The sequence below is a fragment of the Pseudomonas sp. JL2 genome (assembly GCF_031570495.1).
Lineage (GTDB): Bacteria > Pseudomonadota > Gammaproteobacteria > Pseudomonadales > Pseudomonadaceae > Aquipseudomonas > Aquipseudomonas rhizophila.
The window spans coordinates 78,793-99,952 of sequence record NZ_JAKUDH010000006.1; the positions used below are offsets into that span (position 1 = coordinate 78,793).

Sequence of the window (21,160 nt, forward strand, 5' to 3'; positions counted from 1 at the left end):
CGATGCGCTGGGTCTGCATACTCTTCCCGCAACTGGCGCTGGACGCCGCGCTGCGTCAGCGTCCCGATCCCGACGAGCCCTTGGCGCTGTTGACCGGTCCGGCCCAGCGCCGGGTCCTGCAAGCGGTCAATGACCCGGCACGGGCCCTGGGTTTGCGTCCCGGCCAGACCATGACTGCCGCCCAGGCCCTGAGCAAAGGGTTTGCCACGGCCGAATACGATGCGGCGCAGATCGAACACTGGCAACAGTTCCTGGCGGCCTGGGCCTACCGTTTCAGCTCCCAGGTCAGCGTGCATTACCCGCGCACGGTGGTGTTCGAGATCGAGTCGAGCCTGGGCCTGTTCGGCCCCTGGCCGGTGTTCGAGAAGCGCCTGCGGGCCGAGCTGACGCAACTGGGATTCCGGCATCGCATTGTCGCCGCCCCCAACCCGGTGGCGGCGCGGGTGTTGGCCAATGCCTACGACGCCCTGGTGGTGCCCGATATTGAAACCCTGCAAGCCTGCCTGGGGCAGATGCCGGTGGAGCGTATCGGCCTGGAACCCGACGTCGCCACGGCACTGTCACGCATGGGGCTGCGCCAGTTGAGCCAGGTCCAGGCCTTGCCCCGACACACCCTGGCGCGGCGTTTTGAGGCCCAGGTGCTCAAGCATCTTGACGCGCTGACGGGCAGCCGCACCCTGGCGCTGTCGTTTTACCTGCCGCCGGACCGTTTCGATGTGCGCATCGAGCTCAATTACGACGTGCAATCCCACCAGGCGTTGTTGTTTCCGTTGCGCCGGTTGACCGGTGATCTCTCGGCTTTCCTGTGCGGTCGCGACAGCGGCGTGCAACGCTTTGACCTGCACCTGGAACACGCCGGGTTGCCGGACACGCTGATCAAGGTCGGCTTGCTCAGCGCCGAGCGGGATCCTGCGATGCTTTTCGAACTGGCTCGTGGTCGGCTGGAACAGGTGCAGGTCGAGGCGCCGGTACGTGGCTTTCGCTTGTGTGCTGAAGACCTGCCCAGTTTCGTGCCCCAACGCCTGGAGCTGTTCGACGAGCGCCCCCAGCAGTCCTTGCCTTGGGAGCAATTGCGCGAGCGGCTGCGGGCCCGGCTGGGGGACGACGCAGTGCAGGGCCTGGGGTTTCGCGATGACCATCGGCCTGAATGTGCCTGGCAGATGACCTCTCAACGCCAGGCCCTGGCATGTCCGGTGCGCGAGGGCGTCCGGCGTCCCGGCTGGCTGCTGGACGAACCCCAGGCCTTGCAGGAGAGCCAGGCGCGAATCCTCATGGGCCCGGAGCGCATCGAGTCCGGCTGGTGGGACGGCGCCGACGTGCGCCGTGATTACTATCTGATCGAAACCCGCGCGGGCCAACGGGGCTGGGCCTATCGACCGGTGGGCGAGGGTGGCCCGCTGTGGCTGCAGGGCTGGTTCGCATGAACATCGAATATGCCGAGCTGCATTGCCTGTCGAACTTCAGTTTCCAGCGCGGTGCCTCCAGCGCCCTGGAGCTGTGCCGTCGTGCGCAACAACAAGGTTACAAGGCCCTGGCAATCACCGATGAGTGCACCCTGGCCGGGATTGTCCGGGCCTGGCAGGCTGCCAGGGAGCTGGACCTGCACTTGATCGTCGGCAGTGAGATCCAGATCGAGAACGGTCCGAAACTGGTGCTGTTGGTGGAGAATCTGCAAGGCTATCAAGCCTTGTGCCGGCTGATCACCCGCGCCCGCCGCCGCAGCGAGAAAGGTCGCTATCGCATCGTGCGGGAAGACTTCGACGAGCCCTTGCCGGGGTTGCTGGTGTTGTGGGTGCCCGGTGACAGCGATCCCGAAGAGCAGGGGCGCTGGTTGCGGAAGATATTCGCCGAGCGCTTGTGGCTGTCGGTCCAGTTGCATTGCGGGCAGGACGACCGGCGTCGGCTGGCGGATTTGCTGGCGCTGGCCGAGCGTTTGGACCTTCCGGCCGTGGCCACGGGAGACGTGCACATGCATGTGCGCGGCCGGCGCGCCCTGCAGGACACCATGACCGCCATCCGGCACCACGTCACGGTGGCCGAGGCCGGCCAGCGCCTGCACCCCAACGGCGAGCGCCACCTGCGCAGTCTCCAGGCTCTGGCCGAAATCTACCCGCGCGCCTTGCTCGACGAAACGTTGAACATCGCCCGGCGCTGTACGTTCGACCTTGGCCAACTGCGTTATCAATACCCCCGTGAACTGGTGCCTGAGGGGCATGATCCAGCGTCCTGGCTGCGGGAATTGACCGAACGCGGTATGCGCGAGCGATGGGCCAAGGGTGTGGAAGACAAAGTACGGGTACAAATCGATAAAGAACTGACTCTGATCGCCGATCTGGGCTACGACAGCTATTTCCTCACCGTGCAGGACATCGTCAGCTTCGCCCGCAGCCGCAATATTCTTTGCCAGGGGCGCGGCTCGGCGGCCAACTCGGCGGTGTGCTACGCCTTGGGTATCACCGAAATCGACCCGAGCCAGACCAGCATGCTGTTCGAGCGATTCCTGTCCCGGGAGCGCAACGAGCCGCCGGACATCGACGTCGATTTTGAACACGAGCGTCGCGAAGAAGTGCTGCAGTACGTGTTCCAGCGCTATGGCCGCCATCGTGCGGCATTGACTGCGGTGGTCAGCAGCTACCACGGTGCCGGCGCGGTGCGGGACGTCGCCAAGGCCTTGGGCTTGCCGCCGGATCAGGTCAACGCGCTGGCCGACTGTTGTGGGCGCTGGAGTGACGAGGCGCCGCCAGTGGATCGCCTGCGCGAAGGTGGCTTCGACCCGGACAGCCCGGTGTTGCGCCGGGTCCTGAGCCTGACCCAACAACTGATCGGTTTTCCCCGGCATCTGTCCCAGCACCCTGGCGGCTTCGTGATCTCCGAACAGCCTCTGGACACTCTGGTGCCGGTGGAGAACGCCGCTATGGCCGAGCGCACCATCATCCAGTGGGACAAGGACGACCTGGACGCGGTCGGGTTGCTCAAGGTGGATATCCTGGCCTTGGGCATGCTCAGCGCAATTCGTCGCTGTTTTGATCTGATCGCGCAGTACCGCGGCCAGCACTACACCTTGGCGACGTTGCCCAAGGACGACGCGGCCACTTACGAGATGATCACCCGCGCCGACACCATTGGCGTGTTCCAGATCGAGTCGCGCGCACAGATGGCGATGTTGCCTCGGCTCAAACCCGAGTCCTTTTATGACCTGGTTATTGAAGTGGCCATCGTGCGACCGGGGCCGATCCAAGGCGGGATGGTGCACCCGTATCTGCGGCGTAAAAACAAGGAAGAAGCGGTGACTTACCCCTCCAAAGCGTTGGAAGAAGTGCTCAAGCGCACCTTGGGCGTGCCCCTGTTTCAGGAGCAGGTCATGCAGATCGCCATCGTTGCGGCGGATTACAGCCCCGGCGAAGCTGACCAGCTGCGTCGTTCCATGGCGGCCTGGAAACGTCACGGCGGCCTGGAACCGCATCGGGAACGCCTGGCGGCGGGGATGGCGAAAAACGGCTACACAGCCGAATTCGCCGCGCAGATCTTTGAACAGATCAAGGGCTTCGGCAATTACGGTTTTCCCGAGTCCCATGCCGCCAGCTTCGCCTTGCTGACCTACGCCAGCAGTTGGCTCAAATGCCATGAACCGGCGGCGTTCGCCTGTGCCCTGATCAACAGCTGGCCCATGGGGTTCTACAGCCCGGACCAGATTCTGCAGGATGCCCGCCGGCATCAGTTGCAGATCCGCCCGGTGGACGTGCGCGCCAGTGACTGGGATTGCAGCCTCGAACCCATGGAAGGCCGACAACCGGCGCTTCGCCTGGGGTTGCGCATGATCAAGGGCTTTCGCCAAGAGGATGCCCATCGCATCGAAGCGGCCCGCCGGCATCGGCCCTTCAGTGACGTGGCCGACCTTGGCGAGCGCGCGCAACTCGATGCCCGGGCCCAGGCGCAACTGGCCGACGCCGGTGCCTTGCGGGGCTTGGCCGGTGATCGTCATCGCGCTCGCTGGGAGGTGGCCGGGGTACAGAAACAGCTGGGCTTGTTCGCCGGTTTGCCCAGCCAGGAAGAACCGCCCGTGGACCTGCCAAAACCTACGGTGGGGGAGAATCTGTTCGCCGATTACGCCAGCGTCGGTACGACACTGGGCCCCCATCCACTGGCTTTGCTGCGCCCCGAACTGCGCGCCCGGCGCTGTCGCAGCTCGCGGGAGCTGCAGGATGTGGAGCATGGCCGCAACGTCAGCGTCGCCGGGCTGGTCACCGGCCGCCAACGGCCAGGTACGGCCAGCGGCGTGACTTTTGTCACCCTGGAGGATGAGTTTGGCAACCTCAATGTGGTGGTCTGGCGCGACCTGGCCGAGCGCCAACGCAAAGCGTTGGTGGGTTCGCAATTGCTCAGGGTCGACGGGCGTTGGGAAAGTGTCGGTGAGGTTCGTCACCTGATCGCCGGCCGCCTGAGCGACCTGACCGAGTTGCTGGCGGGTATCCAGGTGCATAGCCGCGATTTCCGCTGAACCCGGCTGCCACACAGCAAGCATGTCGCCAGCCCGGACAGGTTTGCATCATGACCTGCCCATGAAACCAAACGCCAGCGCAGCGCTCGAAGCTCTGAGCACAAGGGACTTGTGGTATGCCGATTCCCTGCTGGCATTTTCGAGGTTCAGAATCGACTCATGCAGTTCTTATCCCAGAATCATGGATGCCCCGGTTGGGGCGGTGAAATGGCCGGGCGTATCCGGTCGTTCGATTGGAGCCAGACCGAACTGGGTGCCATCGAGCACTGGTCCGCCAGTCTGCGCAGCGCAGTCCAGGTGCTGCTGGCGTCGCCTTTGCCGATGGTCATGTTGTGGGGCCGTCAGGGCTTCATGATCTACAACGATGCTTATGCCGAGTTCGCCGGCGGGCGCCATCCGTACCTGCTGGGCTGCGCGGTAGAGTTGGGCTGGCCGGAAGTGGCCGAATTCAATCGTCACGTACTGGATGTCTGCCTGGCCGGTGGCACCTTGTCCTATCGCAGCAAAGAGCTGGTACTGCTACGCAATGGCAAGCCCGAAGATGTCTGGATGGACCTTTATTACAGCCCGGTGCCCGACGATGATCAGTCTCCGGGCGGCGTTTTGGCGATCGTCGTGGAAACCACCGAGCTTGTGCTGACCGAGCGTGCCCGCCAGGAGGCCGAACGCAGCTACCGCGCCGTCAACGAGCGCATTCAGTTGGCCCTCTCGGCCGGGCCACTGCTGGGGTCGTTTGTCTGGGATATCCAGAACGACACACTTTCCGGCGATGAGCGTTTTTCCCGCACGTTCAATTACCCGCCAGACACGCCGCTGGATGCACTGCCTGTCGAGATTGCCCGCCAGAACATCCACCCCGATGATCTGGAGGAGGTGAACCGGCGGGTCGAACTGACCTTGCGTACCGGAACCCCCTACAACGCTGAGTATCGGGTGCGTCGACTCGGCGGTGATTACCTGTGGGTGCTGGCCAGCGGCCGATGTGAATTCGATACGTTGGGCCGGCCGTTGCGTTTCCCCGGTGTGCTGATTGATATCAACGAACGCAAGGCGGCTGAAGCATCGCTGCTCAAGTTCACCCGTGATCTGGAGCAGCGTGTCGCCGAGGAAGTGCATGCGCGGTTGACGGCCGAAGAGCAGTTGCGCCAGTCGCAGAAACTCGAAGCCATTGGCGGACTCACCGGCGGTGTGGCTCATGACTTCAACAACTTGCTGCAGGTGATCGCCGGCAACCTGCACCTGTTGGCTCGCCACGAACCGCACAACGCCAATGTGCAGCGGCGGGTCAGTGCCTCCATCGAAGCGGTGGAACGGGGCGCCAAACTGTCCTCGCAATTGCTGGCGTTTGCCCGCCGCCAACCGTTGTCACCGGCGGTCTACAACCCACGAAGAATCTTCGACGGTCTGGGCGAATTGTTGCAGCGGGCCTTGGGCGAAACCATCCAGATCGAAGTGACCTTGCCCGCCGAGCCCTGGTGCATCCACGTCGATCGCAATCAGCTTGAAAACGCTTTGCTGAACCTGGCGATCAATGCCCGCGATGCCATGTGTGGAGAGGGCACCATCGGCCTGATCGGCGAAAACATCGTGCTCGACGAATCGTCCTGCGCCGGTAAAGACATTCCGGCCGGTGACTATGTGCGCCTGTCGGTGATCGACCGCGGCGCGGGCATGCCTCCCGATGTCCTGGACCATGTGTTCGAGCCGTTTTTCACCACCAAGACTGACGGCCAGGGCACCGGGCTTGGGTTGAGCATGGTGTTCGGGTTCGTCAAGCAAAGTGGCGGGCATATCGAGATTACCAGTGACGTGGGAGAGGGCACGCGAGCGCAGATGTATTTCCCCCGCAGTCGGCAACCTGAAACAGGTGAAGAGGCCCCACACAGCCCGCTTCTGACCGGTGGGCAAGAGACGATTCTGGTGGTGGAGGATAACGAAGAGGTGCGCAGCGCGTCGGTGGAGCTGCTGGAACAGTCCGGTTATCGGACCCTCACGGCCGCCAACGCTGATGCGGCCATGGCGCTTTTGCTCGAAGGTGCCTCGGTGGATCTGATTTTTACCGATGTGGTCATGCCTGGCCTGATCAAGAGCTCTGACCTGGCGGCCTGGGCCAGGGTACAGACTCCGCCTATGCCCATACTGTTCACCTCGGGCCACACTCGGGACATCATTTCCCGCAACCACCAATTGAGCCCCGATACCCATCTGCTGAGCAAACCTTACGGCCCGGATGCCTTGATCACCATGGTGAGGACTGTGTTGGGCAGTTGATCGCGGCGCGCTAAACAAATGGAACCGAAGCCGCCATGCCACCTTCAAATGACCATGACCGGTCATCAATCCGGCCTGTCATGAATGAGGTGCCTATGAACCAAGATCCTGCAAACACCCAGCAACAAGGCCAGACGCAGGCCCCGTCACCGCGCAATGATCCGGCGATCGATCCTCAGGTTTCCCCTGAGCCCGCTGGCACCCAGCCAGTCAGCCCGGCTGGGGCAGGCAAGGCCCAAAGCGCCGACAGCGAAGTCGATCAAAAAAATCACCACCAGGACAACGACAACACCTTCAGCCCTGGCTTCAAGCCTGACCCGGACCGCCCGGAATCCGGTGAGAGCACTGATGCCGATATCGACACCGATGGCGGCTAGCAGAGCCCAGGAAAAGCCCGACTCGATGGTCGGGCTTTTTCAGGTTTCAAGCTTTATTTGCTCGGATGGGCTGCCTGGAGTTTCTTGGCCATTTCCAGATGTTTTTCCAAGTCTGGAAGCATTTTTTGCGCGAACGCCTTCAGCTCGGTGTTGCCGGGCTTCTTGTCGTCAGTGACGGTCTCGGCTTCTTTCTTGAACAGGGCAATGGTTTCTTCGTGGGCCATCACCTGGTTGTTGGCGTAGGCCGCATCAAACGATTCCTCGCGCATATCGAGAATCTTGGCCTTGGCCTTTTTCACCAGCGTGGTTTCGTCCGGCACTTCGATATCGTGTTTTTTCGCCAGCGAGATCAACTCCTCGTTGGCTTTGGTGTGGTCGGAAATCATCATGTTGGCGAATTCCTTGACGTCCGCCGAACTGCTTTTTTCCAGGGCCAGTTTGCTGGTTTCGATTTCCGCGATACCACCGGCCGCCGCGTTGTCGACGAAGTCGCTGGAAGTCGCGGCCCAAGCCATTCCCATACTGGTGCTCAAGGCAACTGCCAGGCCGATTTGACGCAGGTTGAATCCGTCCATAGGTAAGTCTCCACACAGGTTGTACAAGGGACTTGTGTCGTCCTGTTCAATGGAGAGCGGCGGGCGGACAAAGGTTTGATTGCAAAGCGGTGCGGTACGACGAACGGTCACCGCTGGTCGGATTGGCGGTCGACAGAACCCCGTTGGCGAGGCCATTCTGATAGTCGACGAGCGCCGTAGAAGGCGTTAGCCATCGTTCTACCAAAGGAGGTGTTCCATGCCGGTGATCCACGATTTGTGCCAGGATCTCAACTGCACAAAAGACGACATCCAGCAAAAGCGCAGCGAGAATCCCAGGCTCGACTCGTTACTTCTCAAGTATTCCCAAATAGATGCCGAAGTGGTCGACGCCGAGAAACCGTCCTCCGCGGCACTGTCCGATGTTGCCCTGAAGACGCTCAAGGAGAAACGTTTGCAGGTCAAGGACGAGATCGCGCAGTACTTGCAGGGATAGTCCTAGGGCCGGGCTGTCGGTGAGGAGCCCTCTGCTTGCAGGAGGGCTTTTTTCGGCAGACTCGTCAGGTCAGCGGGTCCCAGCGCTGGGACCAGTCGCTGCCGGTCGTGACGATCTGGCGCAGCACTTCGAACGCTTGCTGCAACGCCGCCGAATCCCGATCCCTGGAGTACACGAGGTAAGTCGGGTAGTTGAATTCCGGCGCCTTGGGCACCCGCTCCAGGATGCCGCTGTCCAGGTAGCTTTGCACCACTCGGGTCCGGAAGTAGCCGCTGCCGCCGTTCTCCAGGATGTACTGCAGGGCCAGGGGGCCGAGGTTGAAGGTCACAGCCGCCTTGGCCTTGTCCGGCAGCGCAGTGTCGTGCTGACGACGGAAGTCGGCACTCCAGTCGATGTACACGTAGGGCTCTGGACGGGTCGCCAGGCGCACCAGGATCAGTTTCTCTTCCAGCAACTGTTCCACTTGCAGCCTCGGCCAGTATTCGGGCTGATACACCACGGCGGCATCCAGCAGGCCCAGTTCCAGTTGTTGCAGCAGTTTTTCGCCATCGCGGATGTCCATGCGCAGGGCATGGCCGGGGATTTTATGGCGCAGTTCCTCGGCCCAGGCGAGCATCAAGGGGTTGCATAGACTGACCTCGCCACCGAGGTGCAAAACGTTGCGAAAGCCTTCGGGCAAGGGCAGGTCTCGGCGGGCCGCTTCCCAGGTCTGCACCAGTTGATTGGCATACACCACGAACGTTTCACCGTCGGCAGTCAGGCGCGCGCCGGCACGGTTGCGCACAAACAGCACGCAGCCAAGCTGGCTTTCAAGCTTCTGGACTCGCGCCGTGATAGCCGTCTGGGTGACGTGCAGCTTGTCGGCCGCGGCGGCGAGGCTGCCGTGGCGGACGATTTCCAGAAAGGTGCGGGCGAGGTCGATGTCCATGGTCAGGCCGATACGGGGAAAGCGGGGATTGTACGACACCTGCGAACTACCGCAGGGTCCTTTGCTGAATGTACCGGCGCTATCGCGAGCAGGCTCGCTCCCACAATTGCTCCGGGTGATGAGGATTGAGCGTCGCTCCAGATCCCCTGTGGGAGCGAGCCTGCTCGCGATAGCGATGGATCGGCCAGTGGAAATGCTCAAGTAAAAACACAAATCCCGCCACAGAGGCGGGATTCGTTTGCAGCCAGGGCGCCCGTAGAAAGGGCAAGCAGACTCAGGCCGGGAACAATTCGGACAGCTTCATCGACAGCATCATGTCGCCTTCGACGCGCAGCTTGCCGCCCATGAACGCTTGCATGCCGTCGGTATCGCCGCTGACGATGCCCTTGAGGGTTTCGCTGTCCATGATCAGCGTGCAGTTGGCGTTCTCATTTTCGCCTTCTTGCAGCTCACAGGTGCCATCCTTGACGATCAGGGCGTATTGCTTGTCTTCGTCGGTGATGTTGAAACCAAATACCAGGTCCAGGCCGGCAGCGGCGGCAGGGTTGAACTTGGCTTTCATGGCTTGTACGGCGTCGGCTACGGAGGTCATGGTTTCGATCCTTATTTGGGTTATACAGCAAGGGTCTACAGTGATCCGGACTCAGCGAAAGGTGATGAGGTCCGGGGCCTTCAGCAGTTGCAGGTGGGCATGACTGTTGAAGGAAGCCAGGGCCACCTCGCGGCCCCTGAATTTCAGGTGGTTGAGCGAGGTGTTGACGATTTGCCAGTTCAGTTCGAAGGCCTGCCGCGCAGGCATCTGGGTGATCAGGTGGAGCAGGGCGGTGATGGTCCCGCCGGAAGTGAACACGGCGATTTTCTGGGAATTGTCGGCTTGCTCCAGAATGCGCTGCAGGCCGGTCTGCACGCGTTCGACGAAACCCAGCCAGCTTTCCAGTTCGGGCGGGTCGTACTGGCCGCTGAGCCAGCGCTCGATGATCAACGCGAAGATGCGCTGGAACTCGGCGCGGTTCTGTGCGGCATTGCGCAGAATGTACAGGGCTTCGGGTTCCTGGGGCAGCATGTCCGGCAGCAGGGCGCGGATCACCGCGTCGGCATCGAACTCATTGAACGCCGAATCGATCTCCAGCCCGGGAACCGGCAGCCCGGCGGCGGACATCTGGCCCAGCGCACCGGTGGCGGTATCCTGCTGGCGACGCAGGTCGCCCGAGAGGCAGCGATCGAACACGACACCCAGTTCGGCCAGGTGGCTGCCCAGCACTTGCGCCTGGCGTACACCGTTTGGCGAAAGGACATCGTAGTCGTCCGCACCAAAGGAGGCCTGGCCATGTCGAATCAGATAGATACTGCCCACGTCCGCGTCATCCCGGTACGTTGAAGGTTTGGCGAGGTTATGAGGATGGCGGTGAGCTGTCAATGAAAAAACATACGCTTGTTTGAAATGCCTGTTACAGCCTTGTCCAGCTGCGCTCCCGTTAAGGTAACCACAGGTTTCACGGCTGGTCGTGGCGCAGGCGCATGGGTATGCTGAACGTGTTGAGTGCCCGCCCTTGAGCGGCGTTTTGAATTTATTAGGAGCCATCGTGGAGTTTTTCATCGAATACGCCAGTTTCCTGGCCAAGACCGTGACGCTGGTGATCGCCATCCTGGTGGTGCTGGCCAGTTTTGCTGCCCTGCGCAGCAAGGGCCGGCGCAAGTCTGCCGGCCAGTTGCAGGTGAGCAAACTCAACGACTTCTACAAGGGACTGCGTGAGCGCCTGGAGCAGACGCTGCTGGATAAAGACCAGCTCAAGGCCCTGCGCAAGACCGAAGGCAAGGCTGAAAAGGCCGCCAAGAAACACAAGGACAAGCCGGCGGCCAAGCCTCGGGTATTCGTGCTGGATTTTGACGGTGACATCAAAGCCTCGGCCACCGAGAGCCTTCGTCATGAAATCACCGCATTGCTGACCCTGGCGACCCCGAAGGATGAAGTGGTGTTGCGCCTGGAAAGCGGTGGCGGCATGGTCCACAGCTACGGTCTGGCCTCCTCGCAACTGGCCCGGATCCGTCAGGCCGGCGTGCCGCTGACGGTGTGCATCGACAAGGTCGCGGCCAGTGGCGGCTACATGATGGCGTGCATCGGCGAGAAGATCATCAGCGCGCCTTTTGCCATTCTTGGCTCCATCGGCGTCGTGGCCCAGTTGCCAAACGTCAACCGTCTCCTGAAGAAGCACGACATCGATTTTGAAGTGCTGACGGCCGGTGAATACAAGCGCACGTTGACGGTGTTTGGCGAAAACACCGAGAAGGGTCGGGAGAAGTTCCAGGAAGACCTGGACATCACCCATGAGTTGTTCAAGAACTTCGTGTCCAACTACCGTCCGCAACTGGCCATTGATGAAGTGGCGACTGGCGAAGTCTGGCTGGGCGTCGCAGCATTGGACAAGCGCCTGGTGGACGAGCTGAAAACCAGCGATGAATACCTGGCCGAACGAGCCAAGAGTGCCGAGCTGTACCACTTGCACTACGCCGAGCGCAAAAGTTTGCAGGAGCGTATTGGCATGGCGGCCAGTGGTTCGGTGGACCGGGTGCTGCTCAGTTGGTGGAGCCGCCTGACCCAGCAGCGGTTCTGGTAACGGCTAACACTGTGGGAGCGAGCCTGCTCGCGATGACGGTGGTTCATCCAGCATCACCTGCTCAGGCGAGCCGCTATCGCGAGCAGGCTCGCTCCCACATTGGGTTCAGGGTGGGCTGAAGATCAGGTTCCGCACCAATCATCCATCCATAAAAAAGCCCTGAACCGGAACACCCGGATCAGGGCTTTTTTTGTATCAGGTTTCAGCGACGACGAAACAACGGCAACGGTTCGTCAGTGGCAGCCTGGTAGGTCACCGAGAAATCCTTGAGGCTTTCGAGGGCTTCAAAGGGGTCCTTGTCGGCGCGCAAGGCAAAGGCGTCGAAACCGCAACGGCGCATGTAGAACAGTTGGTCGCGCAGCACATCGCCAATCGCCCGCAATTCGCCCTTGAAGCCATAACGCTCACGCAGCAGGCGAGCGTTGGAGTAGCTGCGACCGTCGGTGAAGGCCGGGAAGTTCAGGGCGATGACCTGGAACTGATTGGCGTCATCACCGATTTCCTCCGCCTCTTCGTCGGCGTCCAGCCACACACCCAGGCCGCCATCGCGGGCCTTGAGGGCGTGAGCATGATCGCGCCACAGGGCCAGGGGCACGATCAGGTCGTCGCAGTTGGAAATACCATCGAGGGTCGCGTCCTTGGGCAGCAGGTGCCAGGTTTCGTCGATAACCTCGTCGTTCTTAATTATTCGCTGCATAGACGCGTTCCTTGAAGAGGTCGATGCCGATACGTTGATAAGTGTCGATGAAACGCTCGTCTTCAGTACGTTGTTCGATGTAAACGTCGATCAGCTTCTCGATCACGTCAGGCATGTCGTCCTGGGCAAACGATGGGCCGAGGATCTTGCCCAGGCTGGCGTCGCGGCTACCGCTGCCGCCCAGGGAGACCTGGTAGAACTCCTCGCCTTTCTTGTCCACGCCCAGGATGCCGATGTGGCCGACGTGGTGGTGACCACAGGCGTTCATGCAACCGGAAATGTTCAGGTCCAGCTCGCCGATGTCGAACAGGTAGTCCAGGTCTTCGAAACGACGCTGGATCGACTCGGCGATAGGGATCGACTTGGCGTTGGCCAGGGAGCAAAAATCGCCGCCCGGGCAGCAGATTATGTCGGTCAGCAGGCCGATGTTCGGCGTGGCGAACCCTTGCTCGCGCAACTCGCCCCACAGGGTGAACAACTGGCTCTGTTCAACGTCCGCCAGGATGATGTTCTGTTCGTGGGAGGTGCGCAGTTGACCGAAGCTGTAGCGCTCAGCCAGATCGGCCACGGCGTCCAGCTGCTTGTCGGTGATGTCGCCCGGCGCGACGCCGGTCGGCTTCAGGGACAGGGTCACCGCGACGTAGCCCGGCTTCTTGTGGGCCAGGGTGTTGCGGGTGTGCCAGCGGGCGAAGCCCGGATGTTCTTTGTCGAGCGCGGCCAGCTCGGCGTCCTGGTTGCTCAGGGCCTTGTAGTCCGGGTCGACGAAATGCTTGGCTACGCGATGGACTTCGGCTTCGGTCAGGGTGGTCTGGCCGCCGCGCAGGTGAGCCATTTCGGCCTCGACCTTTTCGGCGAACACTTCTGGCGTAAGAGCCTTGACCAGGATCTTGATCCGCGCCTTGTACTTGTTGTCACGACGGCCGTAGCGGTTGTACACCCGCAGGATGGCGTCGAGGTAGCTCAGCAGGTCCTGCCATGGCAAGAACTCGTTGATGAACGCGCCGACCACCGGCGTACGGCCCAGGCCGCCGCCCACCAGCACACGGAAGCCCAGCTCGCCCGCGGCGTTGTAGACCGTCTCCAGGCCGATGTCGTGGACTTCAATGGCCGCACGGTCCGAGGTCGAGCCATTGATGGCGATCTTGAACTTGCGCGGCAGGTAGGCGAATTCCGGGTGGAAGGTGGTCCACTGGCGAACGATCTCGCACCAGGGGCGCGGGTCGATCAACTCATCGGCCGCGACACCGGCGAACTGGTCGGTGGTGACGTTGCGCAGGCAGTTGCCGCTGGTCTGGATCGCGTGCATCTGCACGGTGGCCAGTTCAGCCAGGATCTGGGGCACATCTTCCAGGGCGGGCCAGTTGTACTGGACGTTCTGGCGGGTACTGATGTGGGCATAGCCTTTGTCGTAGTCGCGGGCAATCTTGGCCAGCATGCGCACCTGACGCGAGGTCAGTTGGCCATAGGGCACCGCTACGCGCAGCATCGGGGCGAAGCGCTGGATATACAGGCCATTCTGCAAACGCAGAGGGCGGAATTCTTCTTCGCTCAGCTCGCCTGCCAGATAGCGTCGGGTCTGATCACGGAACTGCTTGACGCGGTCCTCGATGATCCGCTGATCGTACTCGTCATATACGTACATATAAGTCTCGTTCTCAGGCTTGGGCCGATCAGAAACAGCTGCGTGTTGGCTCGCTGGAATCGGATTCTGCCTCGGCAATTCTGCGCGCACGGCCGCGCACTCCTACAGGAGCCGGTGCAAGATACCTGTTTTGAGTTATGCGCAAAAGTGATGTTTGAGTATATGTAAAGAACCAAATCGACTAATGGGATTGATTATTGCCTAACCCACATTTGTCGTGCGGGCAATCATCGTCTTAACTGTGGTCGAGTCCCTATGCAATCACCTACAAAACCGACAAGAGGCGATGCAATGAGCAATCCGACCAAAGCAAGGAAAAGCGACAGTACTGTTGATGCCTGGGCCATTTTGTTCCTGATTATCCTGGTGGTGGGCACCGCGGTGTTCTGGGTCAGTCACCAATAGAGCGGTGGTGAAAAAACTGTGGGAGCGAGCCTGCTCGCGATAGCGGTGGTTCAGTCAGCCATGAGGTGACTGACAAACCGCTATCGCGAGCAGGCTCGCTCCCACAGGGGGGTTATGTGTGTCGTAGACAGATTTACAACCCCGCCAGATGCACCACCAGCTTGACGATGCCAAACAGTGTCAGGGCGAAGATCACCGTGAAGGCGATGCCCAATACCACGAAGTGACTCGGCTTGCCGTGGGTGAAGTCACGGGCGCGATTCTTGCCGCTCTGCACGCCGAAGGCGGCAGCCAGCACACTGTGCACCATCTGCCACAGGGTCGGCGGCTTGTTGTCGATCGGATCGTCCATAAATCCCTCGTCTGCCATGGGTTTGGAACAAGCATAGACAAAAGATCGCAACCTGCGGCAGCCCCTACAGCAATACACAAAACCCTGTAGGAGCCTGCGATCCATTAAGGCTCTTAGTTGTCGTAACCCAAATTCGGCGCCAACCAGCGCTCAGTCACGCTCAAGTCCTGGCCTTTGCGCGCGGTATAGCTCTGGACCTGATCCTTGTCGATCTTGCCCACGGCGAAGTATTGCGCCTGGGGATGGGCGAAATACCAGCCGCTGACGGCTGCCGCCGGGAACATGGCGTAATGCTCGGTGAGGAATACGCCGCTGCGTCCAGCCTTCAGTTCGCTGGCCTCGGGGTCGAGCAGGCGGAACAAGGTGGCCTTTTCGGTGTGATCCGGGCAGGCCGGGTAACCGGGGGCAGGGCGGATGCCGGTGTATTGCTCCTTGATCAGGGCGTCGTTGTCCAGGCTTTCGTCCTTGGCGTAACCCCAATGTTCCTTGCGCACCTGCTGGTGCAGCCATTCGGCGCAGGCCTCGGCCAAGCGGTCGGCCAGGGCCTTGACCATGATCGAGTTGTAGTCGTCGCCGGCTTCCTGGTAGGCCTTGGCGACTTCTTCGGCGCCGATGCCGGCGGTGGTGATGAAGCCGCCCACGTAGTCGGTCACACCGCTGTCCTTGGGCGCGACGAAGTCGGCCAGGGAGAAGTTCGGCTTGCCATCGGTCTTGATGATCTGCTGGCGCAGGTGATGCAGGCGGGCCAGTGGCTTGCCATCCTCGCCATAGACTTCCAGATCGTCGTCATGCACCTGGTTGGCCGGCCAGAAGCCGAACACGGCGCGGGCGCTGATGAGTTTCTCGTCGATGAGCTTGCGCAGCATCGCCCGGGCATCGGCGTACAGGGCAGTAGCCGCTTCTCCGACCACTTCGTCGGTGAGGATGCGCGGGTACTTGCCGGCCAGGTCCCAGGAAATGAAGAACGGTGTCCAGTCGATGTATTCGGCCAGGACGTTGAGGTCAATGTTGTCCAGCACCTTGGCGCCGGTAAAGGTCGGCTTGACCGGCTGGTAGCTGCTCCAGTCGAACTGCGGTTTTTTCGCCACGGCGGCCGGGTAGCTCAGGCGTTCGGTACGGGCGCTGCGGTTGGCGGTGCGCTCGCGAACGTCGATGTACTCCAGGCGGGTTTTCTCGACGAATGCCGGCTTGAGTTCCTTGGACAGCAACTGGGTGGCCACGCCCACGGCGCGCGAGGCGTCGGTGACGTAGATCACCGCGTCGTTGCTGTACTTGGGTTCGATTTTCACTGCCGTGTGGGCCTTGGAGGTCGTGGCGCCACCGATCATCAGGGGCAGGTGGAAATCCTGGCGCTGCATCTCGCGGGCCACATGCACCATCTCGTCCAGGGACGGAGTGATCAGGCCGGACAGCCCGATGATGTCGCACTTCTGCTCCTTGGCCACCTGCAGAATCTTCTCTGCCGGCACCATCACGCCCAGGTCGACCACGTCATAGCCGTTGCAACCGAGCACCACGCCGACGATATTCTTGCCGATGTCGTGGACGTCGCCCTTGACCGTGGCCATGAGAATCTTGCCCTTGGCTTCTGGCTTGTCGCCTTTTTCCGCCTCGATGAATGGAATCAGGTGGGCCACGGCCTGCTTCATCACCCGGGCGGACTTCACCACTTGGGGCAGGAACATTTTGCCGGCGCCGAACAGGTCGCCGACGATGTTCATGCCGGCCATCAACGGGCCTTCGATGACTTCGATCGGCCGGGCGAACGACAGCCGCGATTCCTCGGTGTCTTCGACGATGTGCGTGGTGATGCCCTTGACCAGCGCGTGTTCCAGGCGCTTGTTCACTTCCCAGCCACGCCACTCTTCGGTTTCCGCTTCCTTGACGCTGCCGTCGCCCTTGTACTTGTCGGCGATGGCGAGCAGGGCGTCGGTGCCTTCAGGCGTGCGGTTGAGGATCACGTCTTCCACCGCGTCGCGCAGTTCCACCGGGATCTGGTCGTAGATCTCCAGTTGGCCGGCGTTGACGATGCCCATGGTCAGGCCCGAGCGGATTGCATAGAGCAGGAACACCGAATGAATCGCCTCGCGCACCGGGTTGTTGCCCCGGAACGAGAAGGACACGTTGGACACGCCACCCGAGGTCAGCGCATAAGGCAGTTCATCGCGGATGTAGGCGCAGGCGTTGATGAAATCCACGGCATAGTTGTTGTGCTCTTCGATACCGGTGGCGACGGCGAAGATGTTCGGGTCAAAGATGATGTCTTCCGGCGGGAAGCCGACTTCATTGACCAGGATGTCGTAGGAACGCTTGCAGATTTCCTTCTTGCGCGCTTCGGTATCGGCCTGGCCGGCTTCGTCGAAGGCCATCACCACCACGGCGGCGCCGTAGCGTTTGCACAACTTGGCGTGATGGATGAACTGCTCGACGCCTTCCTTCATGCTGATGGAGTTGACGATGCCCTTGCCCTGGATGCACTTGAGGCCCGCTTCGATCACTTCCCACTTGGAGGAGTCGATCATGATCGGCACGCGGGAAATGTCCGGTTCGCCGGCAATCAGATTGAGGAAGGTCACCATGGCCTTCTTCGAATCGAGCATGCCCTCGTCCATGTTGATGTCGATCACCTGCGCGCCGGCCTCGACCTGCTGCAGGGCCACTTCCAGGGCTTCGGTGTAGTTGTCTTCGCGGATAAGGCGGGCGAACTTGGCCGAACCGGTGATGTTGGTCCGCTCGCCGACGTTGACGAACAAGGAGCTGCGATCGATGGTGAACGGTTCCAGGCCCGACAGGCGGCAAGCCCGCGGGATCTCTGGAATCTGGCGCGGTGCGTAGCCGGCCACGGCCTTGGCGATGGCTTCGATGTGCGCCGGGGTGGTGCCACAGCAGCCGCCGACGATGTTCAGGAAGCCGCTTTGGGCAAACTCTTCGATGACTTTGGCGGTGTCCACCGGCAGTTCGTCGTATTCACCGAATTCATTGGGCAGACCGGCGTTCGGGTGCGCCGATACGTGGGTGCTGGCCTTGTTCGACAGTTCTTCGAGGTACGGGCGCAGTTCGCTGGCACCGAGGGCGCAGTTCAACCCAACGGAAATCGGCTTGGCGTGGGCGACGGAGTTCCAGAAGGCTTCCGTGGTCTGGCCGGACAGGGTGCGGCCGGACGCGTCGGTGATGGTGCCGGAGATCATGATCGGCAGTTCGACGCCTAATTCCTCATACACCCCTTGCACGGCGAAAATCGCTGCCTTGGCATTGAGCGTGTCGAAAATGGTTTCGATGAGGATCAGGTCGGCGCCGCCTTCGATCAGGCCCTTGGTGGCCTCGGTGTAATTCTCCACCAGTTCGTCGAAGGTCACGTTGCGGTAGCCGGGGTTGTTCACGTCTGGCGACAGCGAGCAGGTACGGCTGGTCGGGCCCAGCACGCCGGCTACGAAGCGCGGCTTGTCCGGTGTTTCCAGGGTCTTGGCGTCGGCGACCTTGCGGGCCAGGCGCGCGCCTTCCAGGTTCAGCTCGTAGGCCAGGCCCTGCATGCCGTAGTCGGCCTGGGACACCTGGGTGGCGTTGAAGGTGTTGGTTTCCAGAATGTCGGCACCGGCATCCAGGTAGGCTTTTTCGATGGCGCCGATCACATCCGGACGGCTCAGGACCAACAAATCATTGTTGCCCTTGACGTCGCTCGGCCAGTCGGCGAAACGCTTGCCACGATAGTCCTGTTCCTCAAGCTTGTAGCTCTGGATCATCGTACCCATGCCGCCGTCGAGGATCAGAATGCGTTCCTTGAGGGCCTGCTGGAGAAGATAAAGGCGAGCGCTGCGATCGGACATAGGACTACCTGGAAAAAGACCATTACGAAGGCGGGGATGATAGCAAACCTGTACAGGATTTGATCATGGGTGGCTTTTGCATGAATCTCGCTCATGTTTGCATCGCGATGGCAGCCCGGTAGAATCGCCGGATTATCTCTTAGGGACCCGAGACATGCCGTACCGCGTCTTATTCGGCAGTCTGTTGCTGCTGTTGTCTTTTTACTCAGTGGCAAAGGATCCCGCCCCGGCGATTTCCTACACTCGCGATATCCAGCCGATCTTCACGGAAAAATGCGTCGCCTGCCACGCCTGCTATGACTCTGCGTGCCAATTGAACCTGGGCAGTGGCGAAGGCGTGTCCCGGGGCGCGAGCAAGCTGCCGGTCTATGACGGTGAACGACACCAGGCTGCCGAACCCACCCGTTTGTTCTATGACGCCTCCGGCCAGCGGGCCTGGCAGCGCAAAGGCTTCTATTCCGTGCTGGATGCTCAAGGCAGTCAGGCCGCGCTGATGGCGCAGATGCTCGAACTGGGCCACAACACACCGTTGCAGCCCAACGCCAAGCTGCCCCAGGACATCGTGATTGGGCTTGAGCGTGACAACAGCTGCCCGATGCCGGGGCAATTCGACGAGTACGCCGCCGCGCATCCCAAGGAAGGCATGCCTCTGGCGGTCACTGGCCTGACCGACCAGCAATATCAGACCTTGCAGCGCTGGCTGGCCGCGGGTGCACCCATCGATCAGCAAGCGCTGGCGCCGAGCGCCGCCGAAGCTTTGCAGGTGGTGCAGTGGGAAAACCTGCTCAACGCCCCCGGCGCCCGGGAAAGCCTGGTGGGCCGGTGGTTGTTTGAGCACTGGTTTCTGGCGCACATTTATTTCAAGGATGGCGAGCCGGGGCATTTCTTCCAGTGGGTACGTTCGCGCACGCCTACCGGCCAGCCAATCGATCTGATCAACACCCGCCGCCCGAACGATGACCCAGGCACCCGTGTGTATTACCGGCTCTGGCCGGTACAAGGGGTGATCGTGCACAAGACCCACATCACCTACGGGTTGAGCGCGGCAAAAATGGCGCGGATCAAGAGCCTGTTCTACAGCGGCAGATGGCAGGTCACTGCGTTGCCAGGGTACGGCCCGGAGCGGCGGGCCAACCCGTTTTCCACCTTCGAGGCGATCCCGGCCCAGGCCCGCTATCAGTTCATGCTCGATAACGCCGAGTATTTCGTGCGCACATTTATCCGCGGCCCGGTTTGCCGGGGCCAGATCGCCACGGACGTGATCCGCGACAACTTCTGGGCGTTGTTCCAGGCCCCGGAACATGATCTGTACATCACCGACCCCAATTACCGCGGCCAGGCCACGCCGTTGCTGGCGATGCCGGGGCAGAATGACGACGTGGGCAGCGTCCTGAGCCTGTGGCTGGACTACCGGGACAAGCGCAACGAGTACGAAGCCTTGCGTCGCGACAACTACGCCGACCTGCCTGCGCCCAGTTGGTCGACGCTGTGGGCCGGCAACGACAATGCCTTGCTGAGCATTTTCCGGCATTTCGACAGTGCTTCGGTCACCAAGGGCCTGATTGGCGAGGTGCCGCAGACGATGTGGCTGTTCGACTTTCCATTGCTGGAGCGCACTTATTATCAGTTGGCGGTGAACTTCGACGTGTTCGGCAACGTGTCCCACCAGGCCCAGACGCGACTGTATTTCGACCTGATTCGCAACGGCGCGGAGCAGAACTTCCTGCGCCTGATGCCAGCCGACTCCCGTGAGGATTACCTCAACGATTGGTATCAGTCGGGCGGAAAATTCAAGATGTGGCTCGATTACGAGGCTATCGACGACGATAAACCCACCGCTCTCAAGCTTGACGAAGATGATCCCAAGCGCGATTTCGTCCAGCAATTGCTGGTTCGTTATGGCGACTTGAACGCGCGGCCCGATCCGATCAACCGGTGTGATGGCGCCTATTGCTCACGTCCGAACATTGATCCGGCCTTACAGAACGCCGAACAGGCCCTCAGTCGCCTGGCTTCCAGACCGGCGGCGGGCCTGAGCGTCATCAACCAGTTACCGGAAGCGACCATGTTGCGCGTCGAAACCGTCAGCGGTCGCCGTGAGGTCTACAGTCTGCTGCGCAACCGCGCTCACAGTAACGTGGCGTTTTTGCTCGGCGAGGCGCTGCGATACCAGCCGGGGCTGGACACCTTGACGGTCTATCCGGGCGTGCTGAGCAGCTATCCGAACTTCATCTTCAACATCCCCGCCGAGCAAGTGCCGGCCTTTGTCGACGCCATGGAGGGCGCCCGGGACGGGCAGGCGTTCGAGCGGGTTGTCGAGCGCTGGGGCATTCGGCGCAGTCACCCGCAGTTCTGGCGGTACTTCCATGACCTGAGCCACTACCTGCAGGAGACGGCGCCGCTGGAAAGTGGGGTGCTGGACATGAATCGCTACCAGAACCTCTGACCAGGATATCCGGGCGCTTTCCTGACAAAAATACTAGGACTTTGTCCGGCGCGATGATTGGCGTAAACTGCCGACA

15 protein-coding genes are annotated in these 21,160 nt (G+C 61.3%); 7 read left to right on the plus strand and 8 right to left on the minus strand.

The window, feature by feature from the left end:
- Window positions 1-2: 2 nt before the first annotated feature.
- From MKS85_RS10820 to MKS85_RS10835, 4 genes are all read left to right on the plus strand, one after another.
- A complete protein-coding gene (locus MKS85_RS10820) occupies window positions 3-1,424 on the plus strand; it encodes a DNA polymerase Y family protein (protein ID WP_139049648.1) in 1,422 nt (473 codons plus the stop codon).
- Entirely contained in the window at window positions 1,421-4,498 is a 3,078-nt protein-coding gene (locus MKS85_RS10825) for an error-prone DNA polymerase (RefSeq protein ID WP_188251050.1), read from the plus strand. The genes MKS85_RS10820 and MKS85_RS10825 overlap by 4 nt, the downstream gene beginning before the upstream one ends.
- A gap of 159 nt (window positions 4,499-4,657) precedes the next feature.
- Window positions 4,658-6,769: a PAS domain-containing sensor histidine kinase gene (locus tag MKS85_RS10830; RefSeq protein WP_107322648.1), complete on the plus strand. Its 2,112-nt coding sequence runs from the start codon at window positions 4,658-4,660 to the stop codon at window positions 6,767-6,769.
- 95 nt (window positions 6,770-6,864) lie between these two features.
- Entirely contained in the window at window positions 6,865-7,146 is a 282-nt protein-coding gene (locus tag MKS85_RS10835) for a hypothetical protein (RefSeq protein ID WP_047227813.1), read from the plus strand.
- Window positions 7,147-7,199: 53 nt separating this feature from the next.
- Here the strand turns inward: MKS85_RS10835 and MKS85_RS10840 are convergent, their stop codons facing one another.
- Window positions 7,200-7,721 carry a DUF4142 domain-containing protein gene (locus MKS85_RS10840; RefSeq protein ID WP_310662830.1) on the minus strand — a complete coding sequence of 174 codons (522 nt, stop codon included), beginning with the start codon at window positions 7,719-7,721 and terminating at the stop codon, window positions 7,200-7,202.
- Window positions 7,722-7,938: 217 nt separating this feature from the next.
- On the opposite strand from MKS85_RS10840, the gene MKS85_RS10845 reads away from it, so the two are divergent.
- Entirely contained in the window at window positions 7,939-8,175 is a 237-nt protein-coding gene (locus tag MKS85_RS10845) for a YdcH family protein (RefSeq protein WP_047227816.1), read from the plus strand.
- Window positions 8,176-8,239: 64 nt separating this feature from the next.
- Here MKS85_RS10845 and MKS85_RS10850 read toward each other — a convergent pair whose 3' ends face one another.
- The 3 genes from MKS85_RS10850 to MKS85_RS10860 form a co-directional block, all read right to left on the minus strand.
- A complete protein-coding gene (locus tag MKS85_RS10850; RefSeq protein ID WP_047227886.1) occupies window positions 8,240-9,103 on the minus strand; it encodes a LysR family transcriptional regulator in 864 nt (287 codons plus the stop codon).
- A 274-nt stretch (window positions 9,104-9,377) separates the two neighbouring features.
- Entirely contained in the window at window positions 9,378-9,695 is a 318-nt protein-coding gene (locus MKS85_RS10855; protein ID WP_076384034.1) for an SCP2 sterol-binding domain-containing protein, read from the minus strand.
- A gap of 51 nt (window positions 9,696-9,746) precedes the next feature.
- Window positions 9,747-10,457: a histidine phosphatase family protein gene (locus tag MKS85_RS10860; RefSeq protein ID WP_047227818.1), complete on the minus strand. Its 711-nt coding sequence runs from the start codon at window positions 10,455-10,457 to the stop codon at window positions 9,747-9,749.
- 229 nt (window positions 10,458-10,686) lie between these two features.
- Between MKS85_RS10860 and sohB the strand changes: the two genes are divergently transcribed.
- Window positions 10,687-11,718 carry a protease SohB gene (gene sohB, locus MKS85_RS10865; RefSeq protein ID WP_047227819.1) on the plus strand — a complete coding sequence of 344 codons (1,032 nt, stop codon included), beginning with the start codon at window positions 10,687-10,689 and terminating at the stop codon, window positions 11,716-11,718.
- A 202-nt stretch (window positions 11,719-11,920) separates the two neighbouring features.
- On the opposite strand, the gene MKS85_RS10870 is transcribed toward sohB, so the two are convergent.
- The 4 genes from MKS85_RS10870 to metH form a co-directional block, all read right to left on the minus strand.
- Window positions 11,921-12,415, minus strand: coding sequence for a DUF934 domain-containing protein (locus MKS85_RS10870; protein WP_047227820.1), 495 nt, complete (start codon window positions 12,413-12,415; stop codon window positions 11,921-11,923).
- Window positions 12,399-14,057: a nitrite/sulfite reductase gene (locus MKS85_RS10875; RefSeq protein WP_188251052.1), complete on the minus strand. Its 1,659-nt coding sequence runs from the start codon at window positions 14,055-14,057 to the stop codon at window positions 12,399-12,401. The genes MKS85_RS10870 and MKS85_RS10875 overlap by 17 nt, the downstream gene beginning before the upstream one ends.
- Window positions 14,058-14,595: 538 nt before the next feature.
- Window positions 14,596-14,814, minus strand: coding sequence for a DUF2970 domain-containing protein (locus MKS85_RS10880; protein WP_047227822.1), 219 nt, complete (start codon window positions 14,812-14,814; stop codon window positions 14,596-14,598).
- A 113-nt stretch (window positions 14,815-14,927) separates the two neighbouring features.
- Entirely contained in the window at window positions 14,928-18,638 is a 3,711-nt protein-coding gene (gene metH, locus MKS85_RS10885; RefSeq protein ID WP_047227823.1) for a methionine synthase, read from the minus strand.
- A 154-nt stretch (window positions 18,639-18,792) separates the two neighbouring features.
- Between metH and MKS85_RS10890 the strand changes: the two genes are divergently transcribed.
- Window positions 18,793-21,084: a fatty acid cis/trans isomerase gene (locus MKS85_RS10890; protein ID WP_188251053.1), complete on the plus strand. Its 2,292-nt coding sequence runs from the start codon at window positions 18,793-18,795 to the stop codon at window positions 21,082-21,084.
- Window positions 21,085-21,160 lie beyond the last annotated feature (76 nt).